The organism is Indolivaga alginatilytica, assembly GCF_003201355.1.
GTDB lineage: Bacteria > Bacteroidota > Bacteroidia > Bacteroidales > Dysgonomonadaceae > Dysgonomonas_A > Dysgonomonas_A alginatilytica.
In genome coordinates, this window is record NZ_QICL01000013.1 from 32,933 (window position 1) to 54,023 (window position 21,091).

Annotated in this window: 12 protein-coding genes and 1 pseudogene; 7 read left to right on the plus strand and 6 right to left on the minus strand. The window is 37.1% G+C overall.

Translation table 11 applies throughout. The features are described from left to right. Positions 1–25: 25 nt before the first annotated feature. The 6 genes from CLV62_RS11170 to CLV62_RS11195 all read right to left on the minus strand — a co-directional run bounded on the left by CLV62_RS11170 (position 26) and on the right by CLV62_RS11195 (position 6,470). Entirely contained in the window at positions 26–586 is a 561-nt protein-coding gene (locus CLV62_RS11170) for a zinc ribbon domain-containing protein (RefSeq protein ID WP_110310870.1), read from the minus strand. Positions 587–600: 14 nt separating this feature from the next. Next, positions 601–1,932 (minus strand): TldD/PmbA family protein, encoded by a 1,332-nt coding sequence (locus CLV62_RS11175; protein ID WP_245904078.1) that lies wholly within the window; start codon positions 1,930–1,932, stop codon positions 601–603. Positions 1,933–2,017: 85 nt separating this feature from the next. Further along, entirely contained in the window at positions 2,018–3,337 is a 1,320-nt protein-coding gene (locus CLV62_RS11180) for an NCS2 family permease (protein ID WP_394337202.1), read from the minus strand. Between the two features lie 20 nt (positions 3,338–3,357). Then, the gene (locus CLV62_RS11185) at positions 3,358–4,068 is read right to left on the minus strand and encodes a DUF5020 family protein (RefSeq protein ID WP_110310871.1); all 711 of its coding nucleotides are present in this window, start codon (positions 4,066–4,068) and stop codon (positions 3,358–3,360) included. 117 nt (positions 4,069–4,185) lie between these two features. After that, entirely contained in the window at positions 4,186–4,905 is a 720-nt protein-coding gene (locus tag CLV62_RS11190) for a DUF1003 domain-containing protein (protein WP_110310872.1), read from the minus strand. 128 nt (positions 4,906–5,033) lie between these two features. Next, on the minus strand, positions 5,034–6,470 hold the full coding sequence (locus CLV62_RS11195; RefSeq protein WP_110310873.1) for a TldD/PmbA family protein: 1,437 nt from the start codon (positions 6,468–6,470) through the stop codon (positions 5,034–5,036). 260 nt (positions 6,471–6,730) lie between these two features. On the opposite strand from CLV62_RS11195, the gene CLV62_RS11200 reads away from it, so the two are divergent. The 7 genes and pseudogenes from CLV62_RS11200 to CLV62_RS11230 all read left to right on the plus strand — a co-directional run bounded on the left by CLV62_RS11200 (position 6,731) and on the right by CLV62_RS11230 (position 21,091). Next, on the plus strand, positions 6,731–9,529 hold the full coding sequence (locus tag CLV62_RS11200; protein WP_110310874.1) for a triple tyrosine motif-containing protein: 2,799 nt from the start codon (positions 6,731–6,733) through the stop codon (positions 9,527–9,529). Between the two features lie 271 nt (positions 9,530–9,800). Continuing rightward, a complete protein-coding gene (locus CLV62_RS11205; protein WP_110310875.1) occupies positions 9,801–12,845 on the plus strand; it encodes a SusC/RagA family TonB-linked outer membrane protein in 3,045 nt (1,014 codons plus the stop codon). A gap of 19 nt (positions 12,846–12,864) precedes the next feature. After that, positions 12,865–14,400 carry a RagB/SusD family nutrient uptake outer membrane protein gene (locus tag CLV62_RS11210; protein WP_110310876.1) on the plus strand — a complete coding sequence of 512 codons (1,536 nt, stop codon included), beginning with the start codon at positions 12,865–12,867 and terminating at the stop codon, positions 14,398–14,400. A gap of 60 nt (positions 14,401–14,460) precedes the next feature. After that, positions 14,461–15,495: a glycerophosphodiester phosphodiesterase gene (locus CLV62_RS11215; RefSeq protein ID WP_110310877.1), complete on the plus strand. Its 1,035-nt coding sequence runs from the start codon at positions 14,461–14,463 to the stop codon at positions 15,493–15,495. A gap of 23 nt (positions 15,496–15,518) precedes the next feature. Beyond that, positions 15,519–17,787, plus strand: a pseudogene (gene bglX / locus CLV62_RS11220) (beta-glucosidase BglX). Between the two features lie 116 nt (positions 17,788–17,903). Beyond that, positions 17,904–19,265: a glucoamylase family protein gene (locus CLV62_RS11225; protein WP_110310878.1), complete on the plus strand. Its 1,362-nt coding sequence runs from the start codon at positions 17,904–17,906 to the stop codon at positions 19,263–19,265. 71 nt (positions 19,266–19,336) lie between these two features. After that, complete coding sequence (locus tag CLV62_RS11230; RefSeq protein ID WP_110310879.1) at positions 19,337–21,091, plus strand: family 43 glycosylhydrolase; 1,755 nt, start codon at positions 19,337–19,339, stop codon at positions 21,089–21,091.

A 21,091-nucleotide genomic window follows, 5' to 3' on the forward strand; every position in this document is an offset into this window, starting at 1 on the left:
TAATACACCTTAAGAAACAAAATAACTATTCGTATTGATTCGCAGTTACCGAAACAATAAACAGATAAACTCCATTTTTATCTTTATAATGATAATTTATGGTTGTCTTATTATCGCGGAAAACCTTCATTTGTGGACTAGATTTAACAAAATTTACAATATTAGGTTCAAGTACTTTTTTCATCTCCAATGTATCAACTAATTCAGCATCCATATTCATCAAAGTATAATTATACTGAAGAATATTCTTAGGAAGAGCGACAGCATTGTCTAGCCGTGTTTCGGCATCCACCATTATCGGACAAGATTTATTTATCTCGCTTGCACTTTCCATCATTACCTTATCAAATGAAGGTGTCTTGAATAAGAAATGCTGAACTGCAAAACAGACAGCCAGTCCAACTAATACACCTAATATACTGTTAATACTTTTTCTTCTGCCTGTCGTTACAGGTATAGAAATCACATTCCGATTACTTGTTTCTTCTTCTATTGTAGATTTTGGCAATTCATAGCCACAACCGGAACAATATCTCGCATTATTCCGATTTTCGTTACCACATCTATTACACTTAATGTTTTCCATAGGTTTTTTATATTCTATAATCCACTAAAACTAACATTCTCAAATAACAAAGAAGGTATCTGCCGAGAGGCATTTAAGGATAAAGGGTCGTTACCGACTTCAACCAGATTGTTCCATAAATCAAGAATATTACCTGTAATATTCATTTCACTGATAGGAGTGGTAGCAATGCCATTCTCAACCCAGAAACCTTCTATTCCAAATGAAAAATCTCCGGTAGTACTATTGGTATTTCCACCATTAAAACCTGTCACCCAAATACCATGATGCATTAACTCTAATAATTGAGTATGATTTCTGGTTCCATGTTCTAATTTTATAATAGATGGAGATGCTATAGTTGGCAATACATTCAATTTAAGCGCATTATAAGTATCAATAAAATAGGTATTTAAAACACCTTTATCAATCAATACCTGATCTTTTGTAGCAACGCCTTCACCGTCATACCACCGCGATCCGAACGAACGTTTCAAATGAGGATTATCGGTAACAGTAAGTCTGTCAGATACTATTTTATCACCTAATCGATCTAACAGGAATGTACTTTTTTGCTGAATAGCACTTCCGTACATAGCCGAAATAAGCGGAGATAATAATTTCATTGAAACAGTATTATCCAGAATCAAATTGTACTTACCTGATCTTATTTTAGTTTGCCCGAGTTTTTGCAAGGCTCTTTTGAAAGCTCTCTTTGAAATCCCTTCTTTCTCTAAATCAGACCAATATAATTTACTGTCATACCAATATGATTCGGGGCGCGCATCACCGGCCGTTTTCAAGGCAACCTCGGAGGTTAAACTAAAAGCAGTATCTTGTATTTCGCCTTCAAACCCGTTACTAGCCACCATATATTCGGCTCCACAGCCATCGTCATAACTCGAAACAACAGATACTATTCTTTCATCTGTACCATAGATTTCTTCTACTGTAGCTTTTGCCAGTTCCAGTTTCTGATCAACCGAATAATCAAAAAATGTAGCATCAAATAAATCTAGGTCTTCATCATTATCCGATTTATAACAACGCGCCATATCAGGCAACTGACGACACAAATCGGGAGCTAAAAATCGTGTGGAAGCAATACCGTTTTTGATAAAAGGCTCCAATTCCGACTTTTCGAGCCTATTAGTCGAAAGTGTACCATACCGACCATCTACATATAATTCGATGTATAGCTTATTTTCTGAGCTTTGATGTAACTTGTCCAGTTGACTATTTCGATACTCAAAAGAATTATTATTGGCTACGGTTAAAGATACTCGTGAAGAAGAACATCCGTTCTTCAAGGCTATATCCATGGCCCATTGTGCTATACTTTTATATTGATCTGTTATGAGATTCATTTTGTTCTTTTTAAGTAAGGTCTTAGACCTTTGTATTATTCAACCAAATAAAGGTCTTAGACCTTTTTATCAGAGAGTACCTGAATTACATTTTCTCCCATATATGAGCAGCATCGAGACCCAGCTTTATAATAAATAAAACCGCTAATACATAAATAACTGTCGAAACATCTTTATATCTGCCTGACAATATCTTTACAAAGAAATAAGTAAGAATACCAAATACTATACCTTGTGCAATGCTGTACGTAAATGGCATAAAAATCAAAGTTATAAAAGCAGGTAATGATTCTGTAATATCCTCAAAATTAATTTTTGCTACTGCCGAAATCATAAACAGACCTACCACTATAAGAGCTGGTGATGTTGCAGAAGCAGGAACAATAAGAAAGAGCGGCGCAAAAAATAAAGCCAACACAAACATAAAAGCTGTACTTACCGAGGTTAATCCCGTACGTCCTCCGGCTGCCACACCCGATGAACTTTCTACATATGCAGTAATAGGACTTGTTCCCAAAACAGATCCTATAGTTGTACCTAAGGCATCGGCAAACAAAGCCTTTTTTATCTGAGGGAAGTTACCCTCACTATCCGTTAATCCGGCTTTAGAAACTACTCCGATGAGAGTTCCCACAGTATCGAACAGATTTACAAAAAGGAATGTAAATACAACCAATGCCATATCGAAACTAAGAACCTTATCCCATTCGAACTGAGCAAATGTGGGTGATAAAGAAGGAGGCAAGCTTACCCAATTACCTTCGGGAAAATGAACAACGCCTGCAAAAATACCGCCGATGGTAGCAGCAACTATACCGATAAGAATCGCTCCATTGACATTGAGAGCCAATAATGCACCAGTTATAACAACTCCTGCTAATGCAATCCACACGTGAGGATTCGCCATATCGCCCAAAGAAACCAGTGTTGCATCATTAGCAACTACAACCCCTGCACTTTTCAGTCCAACCAGTGTGATAAATAAACCTACTCCTACGGGAATGGCTTCTTTAAGAACTCGTGGAATACTTTTCACAATCAGTTCCCGAACATTAAAGAACGTAAGAAGTATAAAGATAATACCCTCTATAAAAACTGCTGTCAGAGCAAATTGCCAGGTATATCCCATAGTGAGCACCACAGTAAATGCAAAGAAGTTATTCAGCCCCATTCCCGGAGCCTGAGCTACCGGTAAATTGGTAAAAAATGCCATGAAGAGTGTTGCAATAATAGAGCCTAAAACCGTGGCCGTAAAAACAGCAGCCCTATCCATACCCGCTTCTCCTAAAATATTGGGATTCACGACCAGAATATAAGACATGGTCAGAAAGGTTATCAATCCCGCAAACAACTCTGTGCGAACGGTTGTATTATTGTCTTTCAGTTTAAAAATATTCTCTAACATATTATTCATTGATCTATTCATTAGAAAGTCCATTTACCTGCTATAGTCGGAAACACATATAGCTTATTATTATAGTTGGCATAGAAGTTATTGGTAATCTCTATTTCGCTACCAAAAGCTAAATTTTTATCCACGTTGTACCAGAATTGAGGTTCGGTGAGTAAAATAACTTTCTTTCCTCCTTTTCCTGTTACACGGTCTTTATTTTCTGTCCAGACATCAATAAATCCGGTTAATGTTACTTTGTTGTCAAATAAGTTAGTATTCCAGATTCCTGTCCATTGTACGTCGTGACTCACTTTATCAAAAGTATTATACTTATAGGTCAGATAGGTACTAATAAACACAGGACCAAAAGCATGGTCGTATGCTCCCCCTACCAGATATGCATTAGGAATGGAAAAACCCGAAAAATTATCACCTCTTACAATCCCTCCATTAAATTCAATATGGGGCATAATAGGGCTGTTACCAATCTTTATATTTCTATAAATTTCCAGATAAGCTAAACCGATATTACCCTTGCTTTGATTAAAATCAATATCGATAAAACCAAAAGTAGTTCCCCATTTATCGGGTTTGAACATCTGAAATGTTGCCGTAAAATAATTCCGTTCGGCAACATCATTGTTTAAACTGTGTCGTGGATCGAAGTGCAGTTGAATTTCCTGCGAATAAGAGATAATAGATACTGCGAATAGAAGTAACGAAAGAAGTAGATGTTTTTTCATAGATTTCTTTGCTCGATTAATTACTTTTTGTTAGTTGACAAATAAAGTGTAAGCTATTTAATGTTTTATTGTTTAGTGGAATATACACTTTCCCAAGCAATAAAGGTGCCTGTGGCCTCAGAATTGATTATTCTTATTATTTTTCTCTACCTGTGCCAATATATCGTTCATCATTTCAATTTGAATCTTCTGAATCTCAATAAGATCTTGCTGTTGATATATCATTAAATGATCTATTTTCTCATGCAGGGCCCTTACCTCAAGCTCAGATTTCAGGTTAATCATGTAATCTTTCTTGGAACGATCTCTGTCTTTTTCTTCTTGCCGATTCTGGCTCATCATTATTATCGGAGCCTGTAAAGCTGCCAGACAGGAAAGTAGAAGATTCAAAAGAATAAAAGGATAAGGGTCGAATCCTTTATTGGCAAACCAAAATATATTTAATGATATCCATAGAAAAATAAAAACACCGAAAGAGATAATAAAAGTCCAGCTTCCGCCAAAAGTAGCCACTTGGTCTGCAATTTTCTGCCCGACAGTTAGTTTTGGATTTTGTTCGTCATCGTCCAGTTTATCGCTCAATGTTGAACGCTCTTTGACAGAGGACAATACTTTTTGTTCAAGTTCCGATAATGCACCCAGCTGCCCCGTCAGATATGCCGAAATGTATTTCTCACGAAAAAGATTCATTTCCGGAATGGCAAGAAATTTACTTCTATCAAAGTCAGGATGCTCCTTTTGAATCAACTCAAGAATAGATGATCTGATTGATTTTCCGGAAATCCTTTGGGAGATCGGAAATTTTTCGTTTGATATATCACTAATAAATTCTTTCATTACATTCTCATTTTAAGGTCTCATACCTTTTTATCTCGTTGATAAAGCAACAGCAATAACCTGCTACTATTCGAAAGTATATTATTAAATACTTTCATTTACTTAATGATGCGAATTTAGAACCGGATTTACTCTCCCCCTACTGTCAGTTTACTGACTAAAACCGAAGGAAGACCTTGCCCTACAGGTACACTTTGCCCATCCTTACCACAAGTCCACGAGCTTTCATCAATTTTCAGATTATTACCCACCATCATAATATCAGCTAAAGCTTTCGGGCCATTTCCTATGATATTAATATCTTTTATGGGCTGGGTCAGTTTGCCATTTTCTATCAAATAGCCTGTTTTTACATAAAACGTAAAATCACCTGCACCTATCTGAACTTGTCCATTACTAAAATTATCGACGTAAACACCTTGCTTTACGCTTGCAATCATCTCTTCATTAGTCATATTACCCGACTCCATATATGTTACACGCATACGGGGCATAGGTACATGGCGGAACGATTGGCGGCGTCCGTTACCTGTTGGTTTTACACCATAATAGTTAGCACTGATTCTATCGTGCAAGTAGCTTTCAAGAACACCATTTCTTACGATATAAGTTTTTTGGCTTTCAATACCTTCATCATCAAAATTTATAGCACCTCTGGCAAACTCTATTGTACCATCATCCACAACATTTATATTGGAGTTACAAATCGACTTACCTAACGAATCGGAAAATATAGAAACATTCTTACGATTAAAGTCAGCTTCAAAAGCGTGACCTATAGCCTCATGTAATAATATTCCGGAGCCTCCGGCGCCCATTACTACAGGCATTTCTCCACCTTTGGGTTTCACGGCATCAAACATTAGTGCTGTTTGAGAGACTGATTCTCTCGCCAATGTTTCGATAAGATCATCATTCAGAAAGTCAAATCCTTTGCGATAAGCACGTGAGGCAAAACCATTTTCTATTTTACCATCCTGCTCCATGGTACACCCTCCGTACATTATAGCCATCGGACGATAATCCCAAGAAAGAATACCTTCCGAATTAAAAAACAGGATATAGGATGTGGAGTGATTCAAACTAACGGTAGCTTTTATTACCCGCGGATCCATTTCGAATATTCGTGCATTGAGCCTCTCTATAAATGATTTCTTCTCATTTACCGAAACATCTTCCCACGACTTACTTACTTTATAATAATTAGGAAAATGAGTCTCTGTTATATTTACAGGATTACTTTGCTTCGGAGTATGGGCAATTCCCGCAGCAGTTCGGGCGGCTCTAAGCATATCGCTTAATGCTGTATTTTCAACATACGCATATCCTGTTTGCTCTCCTACTACAACTCTTACTCCCACTCCATAATCGATATTCGAAGATGTCCTGTTTACCTCTCCATCCCGAAGAGATATGCTGCTATTTATAGTATGCTCAAAGTAAAGGTCAGCATAATCGCCGCCCTTCGATAAAGCCTCATGCAATACTTTCTGTAAATCTTCTGCAGTTACCCGAAAATGAGTCAAAACAGTATGTATATTTACATCATCACTAAATTCTATCATGTATTAATTCTTTTCAACTATTTAAGATCTCAGACCTAATTATATCTTTAATAGGATCATAACCAAAGTTACATTTAGAGCCTCTCTAACCCTTCAAAAACGGGAGTTGTTTCCCCAAAAAAGGAGATTAAGAGGGATTGTTATAAACAGACCTGCAACCTTATACTATTTTCGTGCATCAAAATTAATCTATTTTTCTATATCTTTATCTTTTCATTACAGAAACCATACCACTAAATACAATAAAAAGTCAGTAAAAAATGACCCGCCACATATTTTTGACATTAATAAGTGTCTTTATATTATCATATTCCGTAGCAACAGCCAATAATCCTAACATTATAAACTTTAGCAGGAACGATTATCATGCCGGTAACAAAAACTGGTCGTTAAGTGAAGACGAAAAAGGAATAATGTATATAGGAAACGATCTCGGATTATTGGAATTCGACGGTATCGACTGGTACCTCAACAAATTGCACAAAGCAGATGTTGTAAGAGCAATATATGCGACTTCAAATCAGACAATCTTTACAGGAGGATACGAAGAGTTTGGCCGATGGGACAGAGATATCAGTGGTATACTTAAATATACATCGTTGAGTGACAATCTTCCGGGTGGACGACTCCACAATGATGATATTTGGAGAATATGGAAAAAAGATAATCTCGTTTATTTTCAATCCTTTAAAAACATATACATATACGATCAGAACAACGTCTATAAATTTCCTCAGGAAAAGAACATACTATTCCTTATGAAAGTAAAGGATGAATTATGGATTCAGGAAATGGGTGGAAGTCTTTTTAAGATAGTAGGGAATCAATATGTAAAAATACCGGGTAGTGAGATTTTTTCACAGACCGAAGTCAAAACCGTACTCCCTACTCCTGATAATAAATACATCATAGGCACATCTACGATGGGGCTTTATATTTATAATGGATCGGAATTCAAAGTATGGAACAACAACAAAGCTCTTATTGACAACAATGTAAATTGTGGACTGGCTGCAAGTAATGGCAACTATTACTTCGGAACCATATTGAGTGGTATTTATGAGGTCTCTCCAAGTGGAAATATTACGAATCATTTCAATACCGAAACATATCTACACAATAATACAGTACTGGCATTATATGAAGATCATTCCAATAATATATGGGCCGGACTCGACAGAGGTATTTCCTGCATACAGTATCTAAATGGTATAAGCTGTATGACCGACCCAACAGGAAAAATCGGAGCTGTTTATTCCGCAGCATTATATAAGGGAAAACTATTTATAGGAACTAATCAAGGGGTGTATTATATTGAAAAAAATGATCTTTACAGCATGAATGCGCTATCCAAATTTACACTCCTTCCAAAAACAGGGGGGCAGATATGGAATCTGAATGTTATTGATGACAAACTATATTGTTCTCACAATCAGGGCTTGTTGATTATTGATCAAAATTTATCCGTAACATCTCCTTATACCATAAATACCGGTGTATTTTATACCATGGAGAAAGATAAAGATCATCTTTTGTTAGGTACATATATCAGCTTGATGTCTATAGATAAAAAAGCACAAACCTTACATATACTCAATGAAGTACAAGAACCGATAAAAAAAGTGCAAACAGACCATTTAAATAATGTCTGGTTGCAACATATGAATAAAGGAATTTACAGAACCCGGCTCAATGATGATTTTTCGAAAATAGAATCATTCAAGTATTATGGGCATGAAGATAAACAAGATATTCCTTACAAACTGAAACTATTTAAAGTAGGGGGACGTGTTGCTTTTTTAGGGAATAATAAATTCTATACATACAATGATATTGAAGGAACGATTGTTCCCGAACATGCCTTAAACGAATGCTTCAGTAATATAGCCGGACTAAAAGAGGTGGTAAATATTACTCCTGAGAATTTCTGGATTATAGGAAACGATCTTATTTATAATGTAATATATGCTGATAACAAAGCTCAGATAAAATTCATTATAGACATCGGTTATAAAAACTTTTCGATGATCGACAATTATGAAAACATCGTCACTTTAGATAATGACCTAAGCCTTATCTGTCTTGATAATGGTTTTCTATTATGTCAGAATAAAGTGACAGCTAAGAATGATCCGATAGCACAACCCTACTTTAAGTCGATTAAAATATCTAATACCAACGGAGAATCTGTTTATCTGGATAATAATTTTAATCAGATAAGTCATTCATTTAACACCATAAAATTTCGTTTCTCAACAGCAGAAACTCTGACTCGAAATATCTCCTTTGAATATAAACTCGAAGGCTTGGACGATCAATGGCATGCATTGAGAAATCAAAATTCCATGACTTATGAGCGTCTGCCCAAAGGGAAATACACGTTTATAGTAGTAGCTACTGATAGACAAGGAAATAAATCTGAGGAAATACGATTCTCTTTCGAAATTTTAGCTCCTTGGCATCAGTCAGGTTGGGCTGTTCTAGCTTATTGCCTGCTGTTTATTGTATTTATCGCATCTATCATATTATACATTCAGTATAAATACAAGAAAATCCATATAAAGAAGCTTCGCCTGTTAGAGACTAAACGCCTCAATCTTATCAATGAGCATTTACAAAAAGAGGTAGAAGAGAAAAATGCAGAGCTTCTGTCCCAAACATCTTTCATAATACAGCGTAATGAACTTATTTTAAAGATAAAGAATGAAGTAGAAGAGTTTTCTGCCAAACAAAATAACAAAACTCTGACTCCTTTATATCAAAAGATCAATACTTTATTAAACAGCAGCCTAGACAGTGAAGAGGATTGGAAGACATTCCTTATCAAATTTGAACAAAAACATACAAATTTCTTTAAAAAAATAAAAGAAACTTATCCACAACTTACGGCTAACGATTTACGTCTTTGCGCCTGTCTGAAGTTAAACCTAGATTCTAAAGAGATAGCTGCATTAATGAATATTTCGGTCAGAGCAGTAGAAAATAGCCGTTACAGATTACGCAAAAAGCTTGATATACCTTCCCACCAACACTTAAATGACTTCTTTTTACAAATATAAAAGAGTCAAAAAAATAATATAAAAATCTGTAAACAAATACACTACAAATAAATGAGTAGTAATAATGAGGTATCATTATTGTTAAAATACAGACAGATGTATTCGTTATGTGACAAATCTCACACCCATTGAACTTACTGTTTTTACATTTGTTCTAAATCATATACTGCAAAAATTAGATAATATTCCATAAAATCTACACACTACATTTAAGGAATGTTATACTTGTTTAGGGTAAATGAAAAATGTTTAACAGTAAAATCAGAAATCCATGAAAGAAACTAGATTAACCTCTACGAGGAGAATAAGTATGAAGTTTTGTCTTCTGCTATTCTTAATCTTCTCAGCAAGCATTTCCAATGCATTTGCTCAGACTACAGTAACAGGAGTAGTCACCGATGAGCAAAAAGATCCATTACCTGGAGTTAGTGTCACAGTAAAAGGTTCCACAACAGGAACAGTTACCGATTTTGATGGTAATTATTCTATTAATGTGAAATCAGGCGACGTTCTTCAGTTTACATTCTTAGGTATGAAACCTGAGACAATTACGGTTGGATCGAGAAGTAAGATCGACGTAGTTTTAATTGATGATACACATCAACTGGAAACCGCTATTGTTATCGGTTACGGTACAGCGAAAAAAAGAGACTTAACCGGGTCTATCGTAACAGTAAAAGGTGATGATGTATTCACAAAACCAGCAACAAACCCATTAGCCTCCATACAAGGTAAAGTAGCGGGTGTCCAAGTAATAAATACAGGTAAAGCCGGTCAGGATCCTGAAATTCGTATCCGGGGAACAAACTCTATCAATGGATACAAGCCTTTGTATGTAGTAGACGGATTATTTAATGACAATATTAACTTCCTGAATCCTGCCGATATCGAGACAATGGAAATCCTTAAAGACCCTTCCTCTTTAGCAATTTTCGGGGTACGTGGTGCTAATGGTGTTATCATCATTAATACTAAAAGAGCAAAAGAAGGGCAAACACTTGTGAATATCAATACAGCTTTTGGGTTCAAACAGGTTGTAGACAAGGTTAAGCTGACGAATGCCGCCCAATTTAAAGAGCTTTACAATGAGCAATTAGCAAACCAAGGATCTAATCCTTATGACTTTACTAAGTGGCAGGCTGATACAGATTGGCAAGACGAAATTTTCCAAACCGGATTTATGTCTAACAGTAACGTTAGCGTAACTGGTTCTACCGAGAAAAGTAAATTTTATATGGGCGTAGGTTATTCTACGGAAGAAGGTAACATCTTACATGAAAAATTCGGTAAGATTACTGCAAATTTAAGTAGCGACTATAATTTCACTAAAAATATTAAAGTCGGATTTCAATTTAATGGAGCTAGAATGACACCTGCGGATCAGAAATCGGTTCTTAAAGCTCTATACGCTGCACCTGTAGCACCTGTATTCAATGAAGAATTTGGCTTATACCATGTTCTACCTAGTTTCCAAAGTGCACAGATTGAAAATCCTATGATAGATATCAGTGCCAGAAATAATACGACCAAAGCTCTTAATTATCGTGGAAGCGGTAATATATACGGAGAAGTGAACTTTCTTACTAACTTCACTTTTAAGACAATGTTTGCTTTTGACTACAGATCAGATGACAGTCGTAAGTATACGCCAATTATAACGGTATATAATCCTTCAATAGGAGGAGACAATCCGACCGAAATCTTAGGTGATAAGAGAACAGCTATACAACAAATTAAAGAAGATGAGACTAAAATACAAGCTGATTACTTATTGACTTATACAAAGAAGATTAGTGACCACAATATTACAGCAACAGCAGGTTTTACGACATTCTATAATAGTCTGACTAATCTAACTGCTGAAAGGAATCAAGGAACGGGACTACCTATTCCTAACAATCCAGATAAATGGTATATAAGCATGGGCGACCCCAGTACTTCTAAAACTGATAGCAAGCAATGGGAAAGATCAACAGTATCGCTTCTTGCAAGAGCACTTTATAGCTATAAGAATAGATATCTATTTAACGGTTCTTTCCGTCGTGATGGTTCTTCGGCATTCTTCTACACAGGTAACCAATGGCAAAATTTTTATTCTGCCGGTGGAGGTTGGGTTATGTCCGAAGAAGACTTCATGCAAAATCAGTCTTTTATTGACTTCTTAAAAATAAAAGGGTCTTGGGGAACATTAGGTAATCAGAATATGGAGACTCCATATCCTGCACAACCTCTTCTAACAAATGAAACATCTGCCATATTTGGTAATCCTTCAATAGAATATCCTTCATACTCTTTGAAGTACATCCCAAATCCCAACTTAAGATGGGAAAAGATTGAAGCTTGGGAAGCGGGTTTTGAGATGAATATGCTTGCAAACAGATTACGCATAGAAAGTGTGTATTACAAGAAAAACACAAAAGACCTTCTAGCTGAAATCCCAGGAATCGCAGGAACAACTCCTGGATTAGGAAATTTGGGAGAAATACAAAATAAAGGTTTTGAAGTAGCTGCTTCTTGGAATGACAAAATTAACTCAGACTGGGGATATAGCATAAGTGGAAACTTAACTACAATTGACAACAATGTAAAATCACTGGTTCAAGATGGCTATACTATCATCAAAGGAGACAAAAACATTTCACATACTACAGCCGGATATCCTATTGGATTTTTCTATGGCTACACGGTGGAAGGAGTATACCAATCTCAAGCAGATATAGCAAATTCTACACCAAACACTCTTACGACTGTAAAACCTGGAGATCTTAAATTTAAAGATATGGATGGTGATGGTAAAATAACAACAGCCGATAGGGGCATGATCGGTAATCCAACTCCTGATCTTACTTATGGTATCACATTAGGTCTTAATTACAAGAATTTTGACTTCGGTATTGATTTCATGGGAGTATATGGAAACGAAATATACAGAACCTGGGATAACTATAACTGGTCTCAATTCAATTTTATGTCTCATCGCCTTGACAGATGGCATGGAGAAGGAACATCTAACTCTGAGCCAGTATTGAATACAACTCGTACAATCAATAATGAGAATTCTACTTATTATATTGAGGATGGTAGTTTCTTTAGAATTAGAAACATTCAAATAGGCTATACTTTCGATCAAAATGCACTAAAAAAAGTACGTCTAAAAGCATTGAAAGTATTTGTTAATGCTCAAAACTTAAAAACTTGGAAAAACAATACAGGTTATACTCCTGAATTAGGAGGAGATGCTACTGCATTTGGTATTGATAATGGCTCTTACCCTATGCCCGCAATATACACTTTTGGTCTAAATCTTACTTTCTAATTATATAAAAAATATTTTTATGAAACGATTAATAAAAAAATATATACTTCCGGCAGTACTTATAGCCGGACTGTCTCTAACAAGTTGTAGCGACTTTCTGGATAGAAGCCCTCTAGGAGATTTAACAGAAGATGATGCACCCGGAGGTATAAACCAAGGACGCGCATTTCAGCTTTATGCACTGGTGAGAGGTTATCATATAACCGCAGGAATTCCAGCTTTTGCTATACATAACTTCCGTTCGGAAGATTCGGAGAAAGGTAGTGAAGATAATGATGGTGCCGATCAAGCAGCTTTCTTCGATAACTTCGAATACAATACTACTAATGGTCCAATTGCTGACTATTGGAAGGAAAATTACAAGATCATAGTTAACAGCAACACTGCTATAGATGGTATTGAAAGGCAATCAACTAAAACAAAGGAAGATAGCATTAATTATGCCGAAGCTAAATTTTTCAGAGCTTATGCTTTCTTTAATTTAGTTAGAGCTTATGGGGAAGTTCCTAAAATAGATTTTAGGATAACTGATCCTGCTCAGGCAAACATACCTAAATCTCCGGCTACCGATATATATGCACTTATTGATGCTGATTTGGCAACATCGGTAAAATATTTACCAACACACTGGGGTAATGATTTTACAGGTCGATTAACTTGGGGAGCAGCAAGATCTTTACAAGCTAGAACTTATATGATGCGTAATGATTGGAACAATATGCTAGCTGCTTCAAGAGACGTTATCAATTCGGGATTCTATAATTTAAGTACTCCTTATGACAAAATTTTCACTGATAATGGCGAAAATTCTCCTGAATCGATTTTTGAAATACAATGTATGTCTACTTCAGCTAAACCTAACGCAACAAGTATAGGAAGCCAATTTGCAGAAGTACAAGGAGTCAGAGGAGGAGGCATGTGGAATCTAGGATGGGGTTGGCATATGGCAACTACTGAACTAATGAATAAAGCTTACGAGCCGGGTGATCCACGTAAAGATGCGACCTTATTATATTTCCGTCGTCAGGTTGGTGATGTAGTTCCCCCTATAACTCCTGAGAATACCAACACTCCCTTCGGAGAATCGCCTATATCCAGAGCAATGGGTGCTGCATTTAATAAAAAAGCATATACTGACCCTGCTTTACGTAAGCTGTTTACAAATGCCGGATTCTGGGTAAATATCAGATTAATACGTTATGCTGATGTTGTTCTAATGGCTGCCGAAGCTTCTAACGAATTAGGTATGAACTCTGATGCACTTAACTATCTCGAACAAGTAAGAAGTCGCGCTCGTGGTAACAATACATCTATTCTGCCTAAAGTAACAACTACCAGCCAAATAGAATTAAGAGATGCAATTCGCCACGAAAGACGCGTAGAACTAGGTCTTGAACCGGATCGTTTCTATGACTTGGTACGTTGGGGAATAGCTAAAGAAGTATTACATGCTGCCGGTAAAACTAATTATCAGGATAAACATGCATTACTGCCAATACCTCAGGTCGAAATAGACAAATCGAACGGAGTATTAGTACAGAACCCTAATTTCTAAAGAATAAATTAATATAATAGGGACACACTTTTGTCCCTATTATATTTTTATATAAATTCCATGAGAGCTCAAAAAACAATATCATTTCTATTAGTCTGCATGTCGTGCTTATCTATTTCAGCACGCACAATATTACCGACTCTTGACAAGTATACTATACCAGTCAATGTAAAAGGAGCTGTAATCGGAAAATTTATATCCTCAAATAACGAGAATGTAACTTTAGCAAAAGACACATCAAACTTATTTCTAATTGATGAGTCCGGTTATATTAGGTTGAAAGCAGATGTAGAACTCTCTGCATCATCACCTTTCAGATACGAAATCATAATAAAAAGCAGTTGTGGTAATAAAGCTTTCGAATTAGTGAAAGATGAATTTATCCATAACAAAGTAATAGCTCACCGAGGAGCATGGAAAAATCATGAAGCCAGCCAAAACTCGATGAGTGCATTAATAAATACAATAGAATTAGGATGCGAAGCTGCCGAATTTGACGTTTGGCTATCATCCGACAATAAAGTGATTCTTTCTCATGATCCAACAATAGGTGGCAAGGTTGTAGAAGATACTCCTGCCCGGACATTGATGGAGATTCCATTAGAAAATGGAGATTTTGTTCCCTCACTTGAGGCATATCTTGAATGTATACAACAACAAAATAAAACACGCTTGGTGTTAGAACTTAAAGGTTCACAAAAAGGAAAAGAGCGCAGTTTGGCTCTTGCAGAATCGGCTGTTCAGTTGGTTCATAAATACAAGGCTCAGGCTTGGGTTGACTATATAAGTTTCGACTACGAAGCCCTACTCCATGTAAAACAATTAGACCCGACTGCAACTATTTCATACTTGGAAACTAATAAAACTTTGGAAGAATTATCTACAGCCAAAGTAGATGGAATAGATTATCATTATAGTGCTTTTTATAACGATGAGAAGCTTACAGAGAAAGCGAAACAGCTAGGCTTAACAACCAATGTTTGGACGGTAAATACCCAAGAGCAAATGCAACATCTGCTACAACAGGGTGTCGATTATATTACTACCGATGAGCCCGAATTACTTTTGAAATTTATTGATACACATTATAAATAATAGATATGAAAAAACTATTAACTATGCTTTTTTGTTGTGCCGCAATTAGTGTTGGAGCACAGCAGAGTAATGCAAGAGATGTAAAAATGGATCGATTCATCGACGATCTGATGAGTAAAATGACTCTCGAAGAGAAAATCGGGCAGCTCAATTTACCGGGTGCAGGAGATATAACAACCGGTCAGGCCAAAAGCAGTGACATTGCAACCAAGATCAAACAAGGTCAGGTTGGAGGTTTATTTAATATCAAAGGTGTTGATAAAATTCGTGACGTACAGCGTGTAGCTGTAGAAGAAAGCCGTATGAAAATACCTATGATTTTCGGTATGGACGTTATTCACGGATACGAAACAGTGTTCCCTATTCCATTAGGCTTGGCTGCAACATGGGATATGAAAGCGATAGAACAATCGGCTCGTATTGCTGCCATAGAAGCCAGCGCTGACGGTATATTCTGGACATTCAGCCCAATGGTAGATATTTCACGTGATCCACGTTGGGGACGTGTCTCGGAAGGTAGTGGCGAAGACCCTTTCTTAGGTGGAGCGATTGCAAAAGCAATGGTTCGTGGTTATCAGGGTGACAACACTTATTCGGACAATACACACATCATGGCTTGTGTTAAGCACTATGCATTATATGGTGCGGGTGAAGCAGGGCGTGATTACAATACTGTAGATATGAGTCGCATTCGTATGATGAATGAATATATGTATCCATACAAAGCTGCCGTTGAAGCAGGCGTAGGCAGCGTTATGGCATCATTCAATGAAGTGGATGGCGTACCTGCTACAGCCAACAAATGGTTAATGACAGATGTACTTCGTACTCAATGGGGATTCAATGGTTTTGTTGTTACCGATTTTACGGGAATAAGCGAAATGATAGAACATGGTATCGGTGATTTACAGGAAGTATCGGCTCGTGCCCTGAAAGCAGGTATCGATATGGATATGGTAGCCGAAGGGTTTACAGGAACAATTGCTAAATCATTAAAAGAAGGAAAAGTTTCACAGGCTGATATCGACCAAGCTTGTCGCCGTATACTTGAAGCCAAATATAAACTGGGCTTATTCAAAGATCCTTACAAGTATATGGATTCTAAACGTGCTAAGAAAGAAATCTATACAGATGCCAATCGTGCTGTAGCTCGTAAAATAGCATCAGAAAGTTTCGTACTTCTAAAGAATGAAGGAAACGTTCTACCTCTGAAAAAAACAAGGTAAAATAGCAGTAGTTGGCCCATTGGCTAATAGCCGCTCTAATATGCCCGGAACCTGGAGTGTAGCCGTTAATTTAGATAAACCTCAAACTGTTATTGAAGCAATGCAGGCAGTTGGCGGTAAAAACGTGAAGGTAGTATACGCTAAAGGTAGTAACCTTACGGCAGATGCTAAACTGGAAGAAAATGCAACTATGTTTGGACGTACATTAAACAGAGATGACCGTACCAAAGAACAATTGCTAAATGAAGCTCTTGAAGCATCAAGAGATGCTGATGTTATTGTTGCTGCGTTGGGAGAATCTTCTGAATTCAGCGGTGAAGCAAGCAGTCGCTCAAACATAGATATTCCTGATGTTCAAAAAGAATTATTGGCTGAACTTCTAAAAACAGGTAAACCTGTAGTATTGGTATTGTTCACAGGTCGTCCATTGACTCTTACATGGGAAAATGAAAATGTTCCTGCTATCTTGAATGTATGGTTTGGTGGTAGCGAAGCTGCTCCTGCAATTGCAGATGTAGTATTCGGAGACGTTAACCCAAGTGGTAAATTGGTAGCAACTTTTCCCCAAAATGTAGGTCAGATTCCTCTTTTCTACAATCACAAAAATACAGGTCGTCCATTAGCTGAAGGCAAATGGTTCGAAAAATTCCGTAGCAACTATATTGATGTTACTAATGAGCCTCTTTATCCATTCGGATACGGTTTGAGCTATACTCAATTTACATACGGAGATGTTGCTCTTAGCTCTGCTAAATTGGACCAAAACGGAGAACTTACTGCCAGCATCACTGTAACAAACAGCGGAAAATATGATGGAAAAGAAGTTGTTCAATTGTATATCCGTGATTTAGTGGGTAGTGTAACTCGCCCTGTTAAAGAATTGAAAGGTTTCGAGAAAATAGAATTAAAAGCTGGAGAAACCAAAACAGTAAGTTTCAAAATTACTCCCGAATTACTTAAATTCTATAACTACGATTTAGAATATGTATTCGAACCAGGAGACTTTGATGTAATGATTGGTGGTGATAGCCAAAATATCAAAACAGCCCGATTCACTTTAAATTAAACTGTTCTTAGGTTCTCTATAACGCCAAGTGAAAGAGGTTGTCAGAACAAATTCGGGCAATCTCTTTCCATATTTCACAGATAGACCTATTTTTATACGTTTTAGAAAATTATCTTATGAAAAAAGTATTAACGCCATTTATACTATTTAGTCTTTTATTGGTCTTTACAAATTGTAAAAACACCAATAATAATACGGACGTCAGTAAGGAAAACCCATCGGTACAAATTACTGATGAAGCTCTGCTTGATAGTGTTCAACGTCGTACATTTAATTATTTTTGGGATGGTGCAGAGCCAACAAGCGGAATGGCTCGCGAACGTTATCATATAGATGGAGAATATCCTCTGGATGATGCAAATGTAGTAACCTCAGGAGGTAGCGGATTTGGTATCATGGCAATCATTGCCGGTATAGATCGTGGCTATGTTACGCGTGAAGAAGGTGTAGCAAGAATGGACAAGATTGTTTCTTTCTTGGAAAAAGCAGATAGCTTCCACGGAGTTTATCCTCACTGGTGGTATGGCGAAACCGGTAAAGTAAGAGGGTTCAGCGACAAAGACAATGGAGGTGACTTAGTAGAAACATCATTCCTTATGCAAGGTCTTTTGGCAGCTCATCAATATTATGTAAACGGAACTGATACAGAAAAAGCTGTGGCCGCCCGTATCGACAAACTATGGAGAGCTGTAGATTGGAACTGGCACCGTAATGGCAAAAATGTATTATACTGGCACTGGAGTCCTGAGCATTCTTGGGAAATGAACTTTGCTATTCATGGTTTCAACGAATGTCTTATTACTTACATTCTTGCAGCAGCTTCTCCAACTCACGGAGTGCCTGCCGAAGTATATCACGAAGGCTGGGCTGAAAACGGAGCAATAGTAGAGCCCCATACAATAGAAGGCATCACACTAAACTTACGTTACCAGGGAACAGAGGCTGGTCCTTTATTCTGGGCTCATTATTCTTTCTTAGGATTGAATCCAACAGATCTAAAAGACAAGTATAGTCCTAACTATTTCGAAGAAATGAAAAACTACACATTGGTTAATCGTGCATATTGCATTCGTAACCCTAAAGGTTTTAAAGGATATGGCGAAAATGCATGGGGACTAACTGCAAGTTATTCTACTGTCGGATATGCAGCTCATGAACCAGCTGAAAGAGGCGATCATGGCGTTATTACCCCAACCGCTGCTCTTTCTTCAATTGTTTACACACCCGAAGAGTCAATGAAAGTTATGCGTAACCTTTATTCTATGGGAGACAAAATGTGGGGTAAATATGGTTTCTATGATGCATATAGCGAAACTGACAATTGGTATCCTCAACGTTACCTGGCAATAGATCAAGGTCCGATCTCTGTTATGATAGAGAACTACCGTAGTCAATTGCTTTGGAAACTATTCATGAGCCATCCTGATGTTCAAAACGGATTGAAAAAATTAAATTTTGGAAGCCCTTCTTTAAAATAAGGTCATAAACACAACAAAGAGCTTGTTCCAAAGACAGGCTCTTTGTATTTATCACTTATCTAATAACCATCATGAAAATATTCAAATACACTCTACTTCTTATGCTCTGTATTTTGGGACTAAACACCCATGCACAGCAAAATACATATTGTAACCCTATTAATATTGATTACGGATATTGCCCGATTCCAAACTTTACCGAATGGGGAAAACATCGTACATCCGCCGATCCTGCCATTGTAAATTACAAGGGAGATTACTATCTTTTCTCAACAAATCAAAGTGGATATTGGTGGAGTAGTGATATGCTGAACTGGAACTTTGTATCGCGTCCTTTCCTTACACAAGAAGCAGTAGAACAAACAGCCAATAAATGGGATGACCTTTGCGCTCCTGCTGCATGGACAATGGGTGATACTTTGGTTGTTTTCGGATCAACATACTCTCGTATATTCCCTATCTGGATTAGTACCGATCCTAAAAATAATAAATGGGAAAAAGCAGTCGAACATTTCGACATTGGCGGATGGGATCCAGCATTCTTTACCGACGACGATGGCAAGCTATATATGTACAACGGCAGCAGCAATGTATACCCATTGTATGGTATCGAGTTAGACAGAAAAACATTCCAACCAATAGGAACCCGAAAAGAGATGCTATTGCTGGATGATCAAAAAATAGGATGGCATCGTTTCGGAGAACACATGGATAATACTTTCCTTAAACCATTTATGGAAGGTGCATGGATGACAAAGCACGATGGTAAATATTACCTGCAATGGGGAGGTCCCGGAACTGAATTCAGCCACTATGCAGATGGATATGCAGTAAGCGATAGCCCTCTCGGCTTTTTTGAACATGCCTCTTTACCTTTGAGCATGAAAGCCGGAGGTTTTATACGTGGAGCAGGGCATGGAGCTACTTTCCAAGACCGTTGGAACAACTATTGGCATACATCGACTATGGTTATCAATGTAAAGAATAACTTCGAGCGCCGTATCGGAATATGGCCTGCCGGATTTGACAGCGAAGGCAATATGTATTGTAATACTACTTTCGGAGATTATCCACACTATATTCCAACAGGAGAAGCCGACCACTTGAAAAGCCAATTTACAGGATGGATGCTTCTCAACTACAACAAACCAGTACTGGTATCATCTACCTTGAGCACACATTATGCCAATAATATTGTAGACGAAAACATTAAAACTTATTGGAGTGCTAAAACTGCCGATAGAGGAGAATGGCTAATCTCTGATTTAGGTGAAGTTTCGACAGTATATGCCGTACAATTGAATTATGCTGATCAGGATGCCGAATTTATGGGTAAAACTCTAGGTAAGTTCCATCAATATAAAGTATATTCGTCTTTAGATGGAAAAAAATGGGATGTATTGATAGATAAAAGCAGTAATAAAACAGATGTACCTCATGACTATGTACAACTGGAAAAACCTGTTAAAGCACGCTATCTAAAGCTTGAAAACATCCATATGCCCACCGGTAAATTTGCAATTTCAGGATTTCGTGCATTTGGATTTGGAGCAGGTGAAAAACCTAACGCCGTTGAACAATTCATGGTATTACGCACTGAAACAGACAAACGTAGTGCATGGTTGAAATGGAAACCTGTTGAAAATGCTTACGCTTACAATATCTATATCGGGATAGAACCCGACAAATTATATAGCAGCGTTATGGTTCACAATGTAAACGAGTATTACTATGCGGGTATGGATAGAACCAAACCTTATTATTTTGCCATTGAAGCCATCAACGAAAACAGTACATCGACCTGGACACGAGGAGAAGCTAAATAA

Excerpts from the sequence above, each read along its gene's own strand:
- CLV62_RS11215 (WP_110310877.1), top strand. The coding sequence starts at position 14,461 with ATGAGAGCTCAAAAAACAATATCATTTCTATTAGTCTGCATGTCGTGC.
- CLV62_RS11225 (WP_110310878.1), top strand. The coding sequence starts at position 17,904 with ATGAAAAAAGTATTAACGCCATTTATACTATTTAGTCTTTTATTGGTC.
- CLV62_RS11175 (WP_245904078.1), bottom strand. The coding sequence starts at position 1,932 with ATGAATCTCATAACAGATCAATATAAAAGTATAGCACAATGGGCCATG.
- CLV62_RS11205 (WP_110310875.1), top strand. The coding sequence starts at position 9,801 with ATGAAAGAAACTAGATTAACCTCTACGAGGAGAATAAGTATGAAGTTT.
- CLV62_RS11185 (WP_110310871.1), bottom strand. The coding sequence starts at position 4,068 with ATGAAAAAACATCTACTTCTTTCGTTACTTCTATTCGCAGTATCTATT.
- CLV62_RS11190 (WP_110310872.1), bottom strand. The coding sequence starts at position 4,905 with ATGAAAGAATTTATTAGTGATATATCAAACGAAAAATTTCCGATCTCC.
- CLV62_RS11230 (WP_110310879.1), top strand. The coding sequence starts at position 19,337 with ATGAAAATATTCAAATACACTCTACTTCTTATGCTCTGTATTTTGGGA.
- CLV62_RS11195 (WP_110310873.1), bottom strand. The coding sequence starts at position 6,470 with ATGATAGAATTTAGTGATGATGTAAATATACATACTGTTTTGACTCAT.
- CLV62_RS11170 (WP_110310870.1), bottom strand. The coding sequence starts at position 586 with ATGGAAAACATTAAGTGTAATAGATGTGGTAACGAAAATCGGAATAAT.
- CLV62_RS11180 (WP_394337202.1), bottom strand. The coding sequence starts at position 3,337 with ATGTTAGAGAATATTTTTAAACTGAAAGACAATAATACAACCGTTCGC.
- CLV62_RS11200 (WP_110310874.1), top strand. The coding sequence starts at position 6,731 with ATGACCCGCCACATATTTTTGACATTAATAAGTGTCTTTATATTATCA.
- CLV62_RS11210 (WP_110310876.1), top strand. The coding sequence starts at position 12,865 with ATGAAACGATTAATAAAAAAATATATACTTCCGGCAGTACTTATAGCC.